10 protein-coding genes are annotated in these 13,460 nt (G+C 68.9%); 1 reads left to right on the plus strand and 9 read right to left on the minus strand.

Going from position 1 to position 13,460, the window contains the following annotated elements; all coding sequences use genetic code 11:
- Positions 1 to 49: 49 nt before the first annotated feature.
- Positions 50 to 2,245, plus strand: coding sequence for a lantibiotic dehydratase (locus UK23_RS04680; RefSeq protein ID WP_156212777.1), 2,196 nt, complete (start codon positions 50 to 52; stop codon positions 2,243 to 2,245).
- Positions 2,246 to 2,255: 10 nt separating this feature from the next.
- On the opposite strand, the gene UK23_RS04685 is transcribed toward UK23_RS04680, so the two are convergent.
- The 9 genes from UK23_RS04685 to UK23_RS04725 form a co-directional block, all read right to left on the minus strand.
- Complete coding sequence (locus UK23_RS04685) at positions 2,256 to 2,528, minus strand: hypothetical protein (RefSeq protein ID WP_045310104.1); 273 nt, start codon at positions 2,526 to 2,528, stop codon at positions 2,256 to 2,258.
- A 25-nt stretch (positions 2,529 to 2,553) separates the two neighbouring features.
- The gene (locus tag UK23_RS04690; protein WP_196777608.1) at positions 2,554 to 3,522 is read right to left on the minus strand and encodes an acyl-CoA dehydrogenase family protein; all 969 of its coding nucleotides are present in this window, start codon (positions 3,520 to 3,522) and stop codon (positions 2,554 to 2,556) included.
- A gap of 14 nt (positions 3,523 to 3,536) precedes the next feature.
- Positions 3,537 to 5,078, minus strand: coding sequence for an aldehyde dehydrogenase family protein (locus UK23_RS04695; protein ID WP_045310105.1), 1,542 nt, complete (start codon positions 5,076 to 5,078; stop codon positions 3,537 to 3,539).
- A 47-nt stretch (positions 5,079 to 5,125) separates the two neighbouring features.
- Positions 5,126 to 5,983, minus strand: coding sequence for a 2Fe-2S iron-sulfur cluster-binding protein (locus UK23_RS04700; RefSeq protein ID WP_045310106.1), 858 nt, complete (start codon positions 5,981 to 5,983; stop codon positions 5,126 to 5,128).
- The gene (locus UK23_RS04705; RefSeq protein ID WP_045310107.1) at positions 5,980 to 7,749 is read right to left on the minus strand and encodes an NAD(P)H-dependent oxidoreductase subunit E; all 1,770 of its coding nucleotides are present in this window, start codon (positions 7,747 to 7,749) and stop codon (positions 5,980 to 5,982) included. The genes UK23_RS04700 and UK23_RS04705 overlap by 4 nt, the downstream gene beginning before the upstream one ends.
- A complete protein-coding gene (locus tag UK23_RS04710) occupies positions 7,750 to 9,675 on the minus strand; it encodes a molybdopterin oxidoreductase family protein (protein ID WP_045310108.1) in 1,926 nt (641 codons plus the stop codon).
- Between the two features lie 91 nt (positions 9,676 to 9,766).
- Positions 9,767 to 11,860 carry a caspase family protein gene (locus tag UK23_RS48250; protein ID WP_052684358.1) on the minus strand — a complete coding sequence of 698 codons (2,094 nt, stop codon included), beginning with the start codon at positions 11,858 to 11,860 and terminating at the stop codon, positions 9,767 to 9,769.
- A complete protein-coding gene (locus tag UK23_RS04720; protein ID WP_045310109.1) occupies positions 11,860 to 12,228 on the minus strand; it encodes a hypothetical protein in 369 nt (122 codons plus the stop codon). The genes UK23_RS48250 and UK23_RS04720 overlap by 1 nt, the downstream gene beginning before the upstream one ends.
- Positions 12,229 to 12,315: 87 nt before the next feature.
- Complete coding sequence (locus UK23_RS04725; protein ID WP_045310110.1) at positions 12,316 to 13,377, minus strand: aldo/keto reductase; 1,062 nt, start codon at positions 13,375 to 13,377, stop codon at positions 12,316 to 12,318.
- Positions 13,378 to 13,460: the final 83 nt, after the last annotated feature.

Genomic DNA, 13,460 nt, shown 5'->3' on the forward strand with positions numbered 1-13,460 from the left:
CGAGCAAAGCGCGATCCGTGCCGTATCGCGCTTTGCCAGGGTGGCCGGCATGACAGATCGCGTGCGGGGAGAAGCAGCGCCGTACGCACTCGTGCGGCTGGCGACCCTGCCACACCCGGACGGCGCTGCGGGCGCGGCGCCGTTCCGCCGGGCTGCGGAAGCGTTGGCGGACACCGAAAGCCGGTTGCACGCGCTGGCCGGCCCGTTGTGCGAGCTGCTGCACGACAGCGCGGGCACTCACCCCTCCGAGTTCCACCGCCGGGTCGTGCTGCCGTTGCGCCGCGACATCCACAACCGGCGCATGCCCAAGCCCGCGTTGCGCGCCGCGGCCTCGTCGCTGCGGATTCCTTCGCTGGACACGTGGTTCGAGCTGATGGACTCGCTCGGCCCGTTGCTCGCCGAGATCTCACGACTGCAGGCGGAGGCTTTGGCCGCCGAACGTGAAGTGTGCGCGCCGGAACCGTTGCGCCGCGCAACCGGCTGGGGCACCTGGTCCGCCGACGCGCCGACGCCCGACTGGGGCACGCCGGTCTCCGTCACGCGGGTCGACCAGCTGCTGCTGACCCGTCTGATCGCCGCTCTGGTTTCCGATCGTGCACGGCTCTTCGACCACCCGCACCGCCTCGCGCCGGGCGTGCACGAGGACGACGGCGTGACGAAGTTCCTCCGCGACGTCCCGGCTTCCGGCTCGTATCTGTGCGCCGAGGAGAGCGTGGAGCTGGCCTCAAGCCCGTCGTTGCGGTTCCTCATCGGCCTGACCTCGGCCAACCCCAAGGGAATCAGCCCGTCCGAACTCGCCGGTGCGCTCGCGACCCGGCTGCCCGACGGCGAGTCCCATCGCGCCAGGGGCCACGTCGCGTTGCTGCTCGACATCAAGCTGCTGATCCCGGTGCTGCCGGTCGATCCGCAGGACCCTGCCGCATGTCCGTCGCTGGCCTCGTGGCTGCGCGACACCGGACGGCCAGAGCTGGCCGACCGCGTGCTGTCGATCCACCACTCGACGGTGGCGTTCGGTGAGCTCTCGTCGTCGGAACGGCCCGCCGCGCTGGCCGCGCTCACCGCCGAGTGGGAGGCGCTGGGCTCGGCGGTCGGTGCCGACCTTACCGGCGTCGTACCGTTGAGCGAGGACGTCGTGCTGCCGCAACCGGTTCGCCTCGGTCGCGCGTACGGGTACGACGGCGTGCGTTCGCTGGCTTCGTTGACGCCGTTGCTCATGCTGTTCGACCGGCACCTCGCGATCCGCAGGCACATCCGCGACCAGTTCGTCGTCGAGTTCGGCCGCGGTGGCTCAGCGCGCCTCGCCGAGTGCTCGCAGCTGCTCCTGGACGCGCTGGCCTCCGCACCGACCGGCGGCCTCGGCGCGAGCCGCGCCCAGGTCGCCGATCTAGTGGTGGACGGCGTGATCACCGACGATGCCGTCGAAGCCGCCGCCGACCTGCTGCCGTCGTGGATGAAGACCCGTCCCGTGTCGTACGGCTTCTCCGCGCAGCCTTCTCCGGAAGGTCTGGTGGTGAACGACATCCACCACGGCTTCGGCCGCTTTCCCGTGCGTTTCCTGGACATGCTGCCACCGGAGGCCTACGCGTCCGTCCGGGCCACTTTGGACGGTGTGTTCCCGCGCGGTTTCGCCGAGTACCGCCCGGTGCAGGGCTTCACCCCGAACCTGCACCCGCTGCTCAGCCGCGTGGAGATCGGTGAGGATCCGCGCTGGGCCGACCACACCCCGGACGCCTTCGAACTCTTCCACGACCAGGAACGCGACGAGCTCAGGCTGCGGCGCTCCGGTGCGGTCGTCGACGTCCTGTACCTCGGCCACCTCCTGCCGATCTCACTGCCCGGCCGGGTCGCCGCACTGCACGCCGACCTCGCGTGCGGTGCGGCCGACCTCTCCCAGTTGCGCCCCTTCTCGCACTCCGGTGACGTGCTGTTCGCCGACCGCCTGCGCTACCGCGACGTCCTGCTGGCGCGTCGCACGTGGGAGTTGTCCGCTGCCGCTCTGGACGTCAGGGATGTGGCCTCGGTGGCCCGGTTCCGCGCTGCCAACGGTCTGCCGGGTCAGGTGTTCGTCGGCACGAACCATCAGCAACCGCAGTACGTCGACCTCACCAACGCCCTGCACCTGCGCAACCTGCCGCGCCTGCTGATCCGCGACAGCGACCACCGCGTCCAGCTCACCGAGGCCCTGCCGGTGCCGTCCGGGCAGGGCCTGGAGATCTTCGCCGAGACCTACCGGAGGGCCGAGTAGGCCCCTGGCCTCAGAACGGCCGCCCGCCGACGAACATCATCGCGCTGACCAGCACCGCCAGCAGTCCCAGCAGCAGCCCGATCGCGGCCATCGGCTTGCCGCGCCGGTCACCCAGCAGACCGAGCACCGCCACGACGAGGACGATCACCCCGCCGACCAGCCCGACGTAGCGCCGGAACCCGTCCATGGCGACCGGCAGGAACGGCACCACGACCGCGACCAGCCCGAGAACCAGCGCGGTCAGCCCCACTGCGGGACTCTTGGACGCCTGTGGCAGCGACATGTTCGCGACCCTAACGAACCGGCAATTAGATCTCCACCGAATCCAACAGGGAATCCACCGTCGGTTCGATCGCCGCCGCTGCCCGCGCGTCCCGGAACCTGCGCTCGATGCCCAGATCCCGGCGGAACGCCGCGTCCCCGCACACCTTCATCGCCAGGTCCGTCACCGCGACAGCAGCCTCGGTAGCGGTCACCGCGAGCAGCCGAACCCGGTCAGCGGACCGCTCCGGATGCCACGTCACCGCCGACGAGGTGTCGTTGTAGAGCACCCGAACCTCGTCCGTCCGCAACCGCATCCGAGCCAGATCGGCACGGGTCCGCGGATCACCACCGCCGAGATGTCCCAACGCCGCGGCCAACGCGCCTTCCATCAGCCCCAACGACACCGCGGCCCCGAGCACCAGGAACCACGGGAACGCCAGCTCCTCCGACCACAGCTGGTTCGAAGCGGGAACCCGCACGGGATCAGCCTCGACACAGGTGGCCACGGTCCCCCGCAGCCCCATCCCGGCATGATCGGCGGGCACGAGCAACCCCGGCGCCTCGGCGGGCACCAGCAACAACGCCCGCCCGCACGACCAGACGTAGCTGTCCGCTTCGCCGGCCGCGATCACCCAGCTCTTGCGCGCCCGCACCTGCACGATGTCGCCGTGCGTCGACACCTCGCCGCTCGCGCCGAAAGCCGCCAACGTCGACAGGTGCCGCCCAGCAGCGATCTCCGCGCGCAACCAGTGCGGGCCGGAACGATCGAGCACGGCGGCCGCGGAGTAGTGCGAGCGCAACACGGAAGCCGTTGCGCCGCACACCCGAGCGATCTCCTCGACGACCCGGCCGGCCGAGCGGAGATCCTGACCTCCCCCGCCGACCGTGCGGGAGATCGTCATCCCCAGAAGGCCGCGCGCCCCCAGCGAGTTCAGGGCGGCGCGCGGAAATCTGGCCTGTTGATCGACATCGGCGGCCGAAGGTGCCACCACGTTCTGCACGATGCGGAGCAAGTCCGCCCGGTACGTCACGTGGGCGGGTACAGCGAGTAGGACGGGAAGTTGCCGTACGGCCGTTCATCCGGCGGACCCTCTGTCACGGCGTGCACCAGCAACGTGCCGCCCACGAACGCACCGCGCCACGAGGCTCCACGGCCACCGAACACCTCCTCCCGGTCACCCCGCGAACGCGGCTTGTTGATGCCGACCTTGAACGCCTGGACGTCCTCGCTGAGTCGCTTCGCCGTCGCCTCGTCGTCGCAGGCCAGAGACGCGACCAAGGCACCGTTCGAGGCGTTCATCGCGGCCAGCAGCTCGGCCTCGGTGTCCACCAGGACGATCGTGTCGACCGGCCCGAACGGCTCCGCGTGGTGCAACACGGACGACCGAGGCGGGTCCAGGATCGCGACCGGCGCCAAGTACGCCGCCGTCTGCTGACCGGGCAGGAAGCGACCCGAGTCGAGCGATCCGCGGTACAACGGCACACCGCCGGCCCGGATCGCCTCGTCCACGACGTCACCCAGTTCCTTGGCCTTCGCGTCGTTGATCAACGGCCCGAAGTCCAGCACGGGCAGCTCGTCGCCGGGCGAAGTGACGGCGAGCGGGTGCCCGAAGGTGACCTCCTGGACCGCGGGCAGGTACACCGACAGGAACTTGTCGAACAACGACCGCTGCACGACGTACCGCGGGTAGGCGGTGCAGCGCTGCTTGCCGTAGTCGAAGGCCTTGCGGATCTGCGTGCCGAGCATGTCCCAGGAGTCGGTTTCCCAGATGCCCCAGCAGTTCAGGCCCTCCTGTTCCAGCACGTGCCGCCGGTTCGAGTCGACCAGCCGCGTCGCGATGGCGCTGCCGACGTCGCGACCGCCCACAAAGGACACACAGCCGAGGAACGACGACCCGACCAGCACCGGCGCCAGCTCGGCGCCGCTGCCGCTGACCAACGTCAACGGCAGCCCAGAACGGACCGCCAGCGCCGTCGCCAGCGTCAGGCAGCTCACGCCACCGTCGGTCGGCGCCTTGGCGATGACCGCGTTGCCCGCCAGCGCCTGCACGAGCATCGCGTGCATGAGCACGCTCATCGGGTAGTTCCACGAGGCGATGTTGCTGACCGGGCCGGACAGCGGTTCGCGCCCGGCCAGCATCGAGTCGATCTCCTCGACGTACCACCGCACACCCTCGATGCAGCGATCGACGTCGGCCGTCGCGAGCCGCCACGGCTTGCCGATCTCCCACACCAGCAGCAACGACAACAGGTCGCGGTGCTCGGTGAGTGCGTCCAAAGCGGACGACACCCGCGCCTTGCGTTCGGGCAGAGGCACGTTGCGCCACTCGATGTGCTGGTCGACGGCCGCGACGACCGCCCGTCCCGCGACGTCGAAGTCGAGGAACGGCGGGCCCGCGATGGTGGAGCCGTCGACCGGGCTGGTGGCGGGCATCGGTTCGCCGGAACGACTCCACCCGCCGCCGAAGTGGTTGAGCAGCCGATCGTCGTGGAACGCTTCTGGTGCGATCTTCACGCACTGCGAGTAGACCTCGTCCCACGAGGTGCCGGGCTTCAAGATCAACGGCATTGGGCGGCCCTTCCTGCCAAAAGGAAATGTCGCTGCCTAGCTGTGAATCAGCGGTTTTGCACGTGCTGCCAGCCGAAACGTCCCTTGATGCACAGGTTTCCGTGCGTGACAGTGCTCTCGTGCGGAGAAGTGACCTTCACGATCTCGTTGTCCTGCACGTGCAGGGTGAGGTTGCACCCGACACCGCAGAACGTGCAGACGGTCGTGGTCTGGGTTTGAGCACTCTCGTCCCAGGTGCCGTCCTCGCGCTTGTCGTGCTCGCGCTTGAAGCTCAACGCACCCGTCGGGCAGACCTCGATGCAGTTGCCGCAGTACACGCAAGCGCTGTCGGGCAACGGCGTCGAGAACTCCGTGGAGATCCGCGAGTCGAACCCACGGCCGGCGACGGAGATGGCGAAGCTGTTCTGCCACTGGTCGCCACACGCGTCGACGCACTTGTAGCACATGATGCACTTGCCGTAGTCGCGGACGTACAACGGATTGTCCACAATGGTTGGTTGAAGTTTCGTCTCGGCCTCGGGACCGAACCGAGAGGGGTCGGCGCCGCACGCGGACATCCACTCGTCCACGTGCGGCGTGGTGGACAGGTCCGTGGCGGACCCCAGAAGTTCCAGCACCAGCTTGCGACTGTGTTGCGTGCGCTCGGAGTCGGTGTGCACGACCATGCCGGGCTCGACCTTGCGCGAGCACGACGGCACCAGTGTGCGTGATCCCTCGACCTCGACCATGCAGACGCGGCAAGCGTTTGCAGGCTTCAAAGTGTCGCCGTAGCACAGCGTGGGAATCGACTTCCCCTTGGCCGTACATGCGTCCAGGATCGTCGCGCCTTCAGGCACGCGAACGCTTTCGCCGTCCAGCGTCATCTCGACGAGACGCTTCGGCAGGCCGATTTCCACGATCGTCATTTCGCCGCCTCCTCCGCGTAGCCCAGTCGATCCAGAGCCGATTCGATGGCGTTCCAGGCGGTTTGCCCGAGTCCGCAGATCGACGAGTCGCGCATGACCTGCCCGACTTCGCGCAGCAGCTGGAGATCTGCCGCGCTGGTGCTCAGCGGACGCTTGCCGACGAGCCGGTGCAGCGCTTCCTCCTGCCGCACGGTCCCGATCCGGCACGGCACGCACTGCCCGCACGACTCGTCGCGGAAGAAAGCGGCGATGCGCAACAGGAAGCTGCCCAGGTCGGCGGTGTCGTCGAGTACCAGCACGACTCCGGAACCGAGCGTGGTGCCGGCGGCGCGCGCGTCCTCCAGGGTGAGCGGCAGGTCGAGCTCGTCCGGGCGAACGAACCCGCCTGCCGCCCCGCCGAGCAGTACCGCTCGCAGCTCCCGGCCTGGCGGCACGCCACCCGCCAGATCGAGGAGTTCCCCGAGCGTGGTGCCGAACGGCACCTCGTACACGCCCGGACGACTCACGTTCCCCGACAGGCAGAAGAGCTTCGGCCCGGTGGACCCCTCGGTGCCCACGCGGGTGTAGGCCTCGCAGCCCTCCGTGAGGATCACCGGCACGTTGACCAGCGTCTCCACGTTGTTGACCACGGTCGGCTTGCCGAACAGCCCTTTCTCCACCGGGAAGGGCGGCTTCGACCGCGGTTCCCCGCGGAAGCCCTCGATCGAGTTGAAGATCGCGGTTTCCTCGCCGCAGATGTACGCGCCGGCGCCGCGCCTGATCTCGATGTCGAACGAGAAACCCTCGTGGCCCATGATGTTCTCGCCGAGGAAGTTCCGCTCGCGCGCCTTCGAGATCGCGTTGCGCAGCAGGTGCAACGCCCGCGGGTACTCGCCGCGCAGGTACAGATAGCCGCGCGAACAACCTGCCGCGAACCCGGCGATCGTCATCGACTCGATCACCGCGAACGGGTCGCCCTCCATCAGCAGGCGGTCCTTGAACGTGCCGGGCTCGCTCTCGTCGGCGTTGCACACCAGGTAGTGCGGCCGAACCGGTTGCTTGGCGGTCGCGTCCCACTTGCGCCCCGTCGGGAACGCCGCACCGCCGCGTCCCATCAGCTTGGCGTCGCTGACTTCGCGGATCACCCCGGACGGTCCGAGCAGCAGTGCCGTCCGGAGGGCGTGATAGCCACCTGTGGCCCGGTAGTCGTCAAGTGATTCCGGGTCGACGACACCGACTCGTTTGAGCAGCCGCAGGCCGGGCGAACCGGCCTGCGGCACCTCCGCGCGCTCACCGTCCACATGGGAGGGACCAGCGGCCGCCACCGCGATCACCTCACCTGCGTGGGTGGGCGCCAGGAGCTGCTCCTTCGCCACCTCCCCCGCCTCGAACGCGAGCGCCGCCGGAGCCTTCTCGCACACCCCGAGACACGGGCTGCGCAACCACCCGCTCTTCGCCCCCGCCGGACCGAGCTCGTCGGTCAGCCTGTCGCACAACGCTTTCGCGCCGTTGACCTGGCACGCGAGGTCGACGCAGACGTGCGTGATCTTCGCAGGGCGTTCGGAGAGCGAGAACAACGAGTAGAAGCTCGCCACGCCGTACGCCTCGGCCGGCGGGACGTGCAGGACGCGGCAGATGTGGTTCAGCGCGCCCTGGCTGATCCAGCCGACCCGGTCGTTGACCGCGTGCAGGGCCGGCAACAGCTGGTCCCGTCCCATTCCGGTGAACAGGTCGACGACCACGCGTTCGGCTTCGGTGGGCTCGACGTCGAGGAGTTTGAGGTCCACTCAGGCCACCTTCACGGGAAGCTTGTCGATGCGGATGGCCGCGGCCTTGTACTCGGCCGTGCCCGCGATCGGACAGGTCGCCTCGATGGTGATGATGTTGACGTCGATCTCGTCCGGGAAGTGGAACGTCATGAACACCAGGCCAGGCGTCAGTCCGTCGTCGATCCTGACCGGCGCCTGGATCTGGCCGCGCCTGGACGTGATCTGGACTTCCTCACCGGCCTTGACGTTGAGCTTCTCCGCGTCCTGCGGTGACAGGTCGAGCGTCTCCCCCTTGCGCAGCGGCGACTCGAAGCCGGCCGACTGCACGCCGGTGTTGTAGGAGTCGAGCCGCCGCCCGGTGGTGAGCCGGTACGGGAACTCCTCGGTCAGCTCGTCGACCGGCGGGCTGTGCAGGACCGGCGAGAACGTGGCGGGCATGCCGCGCTTGACCGGGTCCTCCTCCCACAGCCGTCCGTGCAGGAAGCTGGGTTCGAGGGAGTCCTCGCTCGGGCACGGCCACTGGATGCCGCCGAGCTCCTCAAGTCGCTGGTAGGACATACCGGTGTGCAACGGCGACAGGCTGCGCAGCTCGTCCCACACCTTCTCGCCGGTCATGTGCTGCCACGGCGCGCCGAGCCGCTCGGCGATCTGGCTCATGATCTCGATGTCGTCGCGCGCGCCCTCCGGCGGGTTCAGGGCTTTGCGGACGCGCTGGACCCGGCGCTCGCTGTTCGTGAACGTGCCGTCGGTCTCGCACCAGGCCGCCGCGGCAGGCAGGACGACGTGCGCCATCTGCGCGGTCTTGGTGAGGAAGATGTCCTGCACGACGATGTGGTCCAAGTTGGACAGTCGCTTGATCGTGTGCTCGCAGTCCGCCTCGGACTGCACGGGGTTCTCGCCGATGATGTAGACGGTGGTCATGTCACCGCGTTCCATCGCCTCGAGCATCTGGGTGAGGTTCCAGCCCTTCCTGGCCTGGATGTTCGAGCCCCACGCGGCGTTGAACTTGGCCGTGACGTCCGGGTCCGTGATGTCCTGGAAGCCGGGCATGCGGTCGGGAATCGCCCCCATGTCGCCGCCGCCCTGCACGTTGTTCTGCCCGCGCAACGGGTTCAGCCCCGCGCCGTACCGCCCGACCTGCCCGGTGAGCAGCGCCAGGTTGATGAGGCTGAGCACGTTGTCCGTGCCGTTGTGGTGCTCGGTGATGCCGAGCGTCCAGCTGAGCTGCCCCCGGTCGGCCTTGGCGTAGGCGTGCGCGAGCTCGCGGATGAGCTCGGCGGGCACACCGGTCTCCAACTCGGCGACGGGAAGCGTCCACGGCTCGACAGCCTTGACGAACTCCTCGAACCCCTCAGTCGCCCGCTCGATGAAGCTCCTGTTGATGAGGTTCGAGGCGATGATCTCGCGCGCGATGGCGTGGGCCAGCGGGATGTCCGTGCCGACGTTGAGCCGCAACCACTTGTGCGCCCACCTGCCCGTGCTGGTGAGCCGCGGATCGACCACGTACAGCTTCGCGCCCTTGTTGACCGCCTTGAGCACGTGCTGGAAGAAGATGGGGTGCGCCTCACGCGCGTTGGACCCCCACAGAACGATGAGGTCGGCGTCCTCGATCTCCTGGTAGGAGGAGGTACCGCCACCACTGCCGAAGACCTTCGCGAGCCCCGCCACGCTGGGCGCATGACACGTGCGGTTGCACGAGTCGACGTTGTTCGTGCCGATGACCGCCCGCGTGAACTTCTGCGCCATGTAGTTCATCTCGTTGGTGGCCCTGGCACAGGAGAACATCCCGAACGCGTCCGGCCCGTTCTTGGCCACGTTCCTGCGGAACCCCTCTGCCGCACGATCGAGCGCTTCGTCCCAGGTGGCAGGGCGCAGGATGCCTGCGTCGCGCACCAGCGGCTGGGTGAGCCGCACGTAGGGCTCGGTCTTCTTCCGCCTGCTCATCACGACACCTCCTAGCGTCCATACTGTATGCAATCTTCGGTATGCGCTAGCCCCAGTTCGCGGTTTCTTGGAGTGGAGGTGCCCGGTAGCTTCAGAGCAGCTGTCGCCGTGCCGCGGTGAGCCCGACGACCACCAGCACCGGCACGATGATCAGAAAGCTCGGGGTCGCGAACCCGAACGGCATCGCGGAGATCACGACCAGGAGCACGGCCCACACCGCCACCATGCTTCCGGCCAGGTGCGCTGGTCGTGCCCGCGCCGCGAGCCACGGTACGACCGGAGCCCCCAGCGCCGCTCCGCACGAACCCGCGATCCAGACGAGGTCATCCGCGGTGAGCAGGAACGCCCTCCACGCCAGCACGGCCGACACCGCCAGCCCGCACAGGATGAGCACCACCGCGTGCCACGGCGGCGTGGGCGCGGCGAACGACGCGTCGGGCACACGGCGCACGATCTTCACGGCCGCGAATGCGGACCCGATCAGCAACAACATTCCGACGGCGCCCATGTAGTACGCCACGCCGTACGGCGCGAAACTTTCGGAGTAGATCGGTTCGAACAACAGCAGTGCCAGTCCGGCCAACGCGAGTGATCCCGCTGCCACGAGCACTCCGGCGCCCGCTGTGCGAGCGCGCGGCCGCAGCAGAGCGAGGCCCCCGACGACTGCGGCCAGTCCGAGCGACACGAAGTAGGCCCAGAGCGTCGGGCGGTTGACCAGCATCGCGTCGTCGTAGCGGTAGTCGCTCGGCACCGCCAGCAGCAACAGGACAGCGGCTCCCAGCACTGCCGCCGCGCAGCGGGGCACGAGCGCGTCGGTGTCCGGGCGGGGCTGCTTCGGCGATTCCTCGACGGGCCTGCGTTGCCCGGCCTGCTCCGACTGCCCTGCCGGCATCGCCGGACCCGCGGGCATCGGAGGCCCCGGCACGACCGGGCGACTCACGGTCGCCTGCCGCGCCACTGGAGGTGTGTCGACGGGCTTCGCGGCCTCGGACAGCACGGAGACGACCGCGCTCCCCGTCGGCCCGCTGATCTCGATCCGTCCCTCCGACTCGGGGGCCGCCTGCTGCAGCGACACCTGGATCTCGTCCTCGACCAGCGCGACCCGGATCCACGGCTCCGACGCCGTCACCGTCACCGCCCGCGCCAGAGGTGGACCGCCCAGCACCACCACGTGCGAGCCAGGCGTGGAGAAACGCAGCACCGACACGCTCGGTTGGATCATCGCGTCGCTCAACGCGGCGGCCGCCGCCCCGGCCACACTGCTGATGTCCGTGCTGGCCATCCGCGTCAACGCCAGATGCGCTCCGGCCGCGACCTCGAGGTTGCCGCTCGACAACCGCGACCGCAGCTCCGCCACCGCGCCCAGCCGCGTGAACATGTTCGAGTCCGCCACCGCCGCCGCCAGATCGGCCGGCATCGCGGCGGGCTTGATCCTCCGCCGCCCGGAGCGCGCCAGGTACAACTCGCCCTGCATCTCGATGTCCCGCGACGGCGTCTGGTTCGGGTTCTCCTGCCGCACCCGCTCGAACACGTAGTCGTACAGCTCGTTCAACGAGATCAAGCCGTCCTCGTCCCGGTCGGCCTCGCCCGTCGACAACCCCCGCACCAGCGCCGAGGTGAACACCGACGGCTCCGGAGCGTGGTCCTCGGCGAGGTGGTCGCCCTCGAAGGCGTACTCCATCGCGTTCGACGCCGTGATCACCGCCCGGCCCCGGCCACCGGACAGCGTGGACAGGACGCCCACGTCACCGGCCGCCCGCACCGCCACACCCTCGCTGAACGCCCCGCCGTAACAGCAGTCCAGCAGCAGCACGATGCTGCGTGACCGGCTCTGCCGCATGCATCGCCGCACGAAGTCCGCGGGCACCGCCGTCGAGCCGAGGCGGTTCGGCCGGGTGTTGCGCGCGGCGAAGAACAACTCGCCCGACTCGCTCTTCACCCCGTGGCACGAGAAGTGCAGCAGCAGCACGTCGTCCGGCTCGCCTTCGAGGAACAGGTCCTCCACCCGTTCCTGCACGACGCTCGCCGTCTCGTCGCGCACCACCTCCACCGAGAACTCGCTGACCTGGCGATCACCCAGCACCTCGGCCAGCGCCTCGGCATCGGCCGCCGGGGAGCGCAGGCGGCTCAACCCCTCGTGGTCGTAGGTGGAGTTGGCGATGATCAGCGCCCGCCGCCTGCCCATCAGGTGTGCCTGCCGACGAACAGCGCGACCAGCTTGTCCTGCTCCTCACTCGACGCGTCGGCCAGCTCCAGGACGTCACCGTCGATCTCCACCCGCACCGCGCGCTGCACCGGAGTGCCCCGCTGCAGCCAGCTTCGGATCGCGGTCACGATCGTCTGCAGCGCCGTCGTGGACTGCCCGAGCGTCACCAGCAGACCGCCCACCGTCGCCACGTCCAGCGCACGGGAACCTTCCGGCGGCGGACCCGTGCGGAGCGCGGTCACCTCGCGGACGTCCAGTTGCAGCAGATCCTGACGCAGGTAACCCGTCACCTGGTCGAGGCGTTCGGCGTCCGCCCCGCGCTCGGCGAGGTGCACTCGAAGGTTCATGGCGCCTCCTCACCTCGATTTCGCCTGGCGAGGCGCCGCCGTTAGCAGGCAGCTCCCCAATCGTGACTCCCCACGGCGCCCTCTGCCTCAGTACCTCGTTCCCGAGGCGAACATCGGCAGCATCGTCGAGGGGCGGCCGTCCACGGTGGCGCCGGCGAACTGCAGGTGCGGGGCCAGTTCGCGGTTGTTCTCGGCCGGGAAGTTCAGATGAGGTGCGGACACCTCGTCGAGCCTGGCCCGATGGGCGTCGGTGAGGGTCGTGGAGAGAGCGCCGAGGTTCGTTTCGAACTGGTCGTGGCGGCGGGCTCCGATCACGATCGAGGTGACGCCGGGACGTTCGCGCAGCCACGCCAGCGCGACCTGGGACGCGGGCACGCCGATCTCCTCTGCGATGGCGTGGACGGCGTCGATCACCACGAACTCCGCTGCGGAAGGCACCCGGCCACGACCCGAGACCGGGACGCCGCCCGAGGTGTACTTGCCGGACAGGAAACCGCCACGCAGCGGTGACCAGGGCATGACGCCCATGCCCATCGCCCGCGCCATCGGGATGAGCTCGCCCTCCGGGGTGCGTTCGAGCAGCGAGTGCTCCAGCTGCAGGGCGATGATCGGCGACCACCCGTGCCACTGGGCCAACGTCGCCGCATGAGCCGTCGCCCAGGCCGGGACGTCGGAGAAGCCGATGTACCGGACCTTGCCCGCGCGGACCAGGTCGTCCAGAGCTCGCATGGTCTCCTCGACCGGAGTGGCCGGGTCGAAGTTGTGCAACCAGTAGAGGTCGATGTAGTCGGTTTGCAGGCGGCGCAACGAGTCTTCGAGCTGGTGCACGAGAGCCTTGCGGCCGGGACCGCCACCGTTCGGGTCGCCCGCGTGGAGGTTGCCGAAGAACTTCGTGGCGAGCACCAAGCGGTCGCGCAGGGAAGAGCCGGCCAGGAAATCGCCGATGATCTTCTCGGAATGGCCGTTGGTGTAGAGGTTGGCGGTGTCGATCGAGTTGCCGCCTTGGTCCACATAGGACGCGAGGATCTTCGCGGACTCCTCGGGCGAGCTCCCCCAGCCGTGGTCCTCGCCGAAGGTCATGGTGCCGAGCGTGAACGGGCTGACGCGCAGGCCTGAGCGGCCGAGGGTGATGTACGAATCAAGCGACATGCCTCAATTCAAGGCCTCAACAGCATGATCGCCTAGACCGATGGGCGCGAGACGTTGCACGATCCGCTCATTTTCGCTCAGAT

Origin of the sequence: Lentzea aerocolonigenes, from assembly GCF_000955955.1 — a bacterium.
Classification (GTDB): Bacteria; Actinomycetota; Actinomycetes; order Mycobacteriales; family Pseudonocardiaceae; genus Lentzea; species Lentzea aerocolonigenes_A.

Excerpts from the sequence above, each read along its gene's own strand:
- UK23_RS04680 (WP_156212777.1), top strand. The coding sequence starts at position 50 with ATGACAGATCGCGTGCGGGGAGAAGCAGCGCCGTACGCACTCGTGCGG.
- UK23_RS04685 (WP_045310104.1), bottom strand. The coding sequence starts at position 2,528 with ATGTCGCTGCCACAGGCGTCCAAGAGTCCCGCAGTGGGGCTGACCGCG.
- UK23_RS04695 (WP_045310105.1), bottom strand. The coding sequence starts at position 5,078 with ATGCCGTTGATCTTGAAGCCCGGCACCTCGTGGGACGAGGTCTACTCG.
- UK23_RS04700 (WP_045310106.1), bottom strand. The coding sequence starts at position 5,983 with ATGACGATCGTGGAAATCGGCCTGCCGAAGCGTCTCGTCGAGATGACG.
- UK23_RS04710 (WP_045310108.1), bottom strand. The coding sequence starts at position 9,675 with ATGAGCAGGCGGAAGAAGACCGAGCCCTACGTGCGGCTCACCCAGCCG.
- UK23_RS48250 (WP_052684358.1), bottom strand. The coding sequence starts at position 11,860 with ATGGGCAGGCGGCGGGCGCTGATCATCGCCAACTCCACCTACGACCAC.
- UK23_RS04720 (WP_045310109.1), bottom strand. The coding sequence starts at position 12,228 with ATGAACCTTCGAGTGCACCTCGCCGAGCGCGGGGCGGACGCCGAACGC.
- UK23_RS04725 (WP_045310110.1), bottom strand. The coding sequence starts at position 13,377 with ATGTCGCTTGATTCGTACATCACCCTCGGCCGCTCAGGCCTGCGCGTC.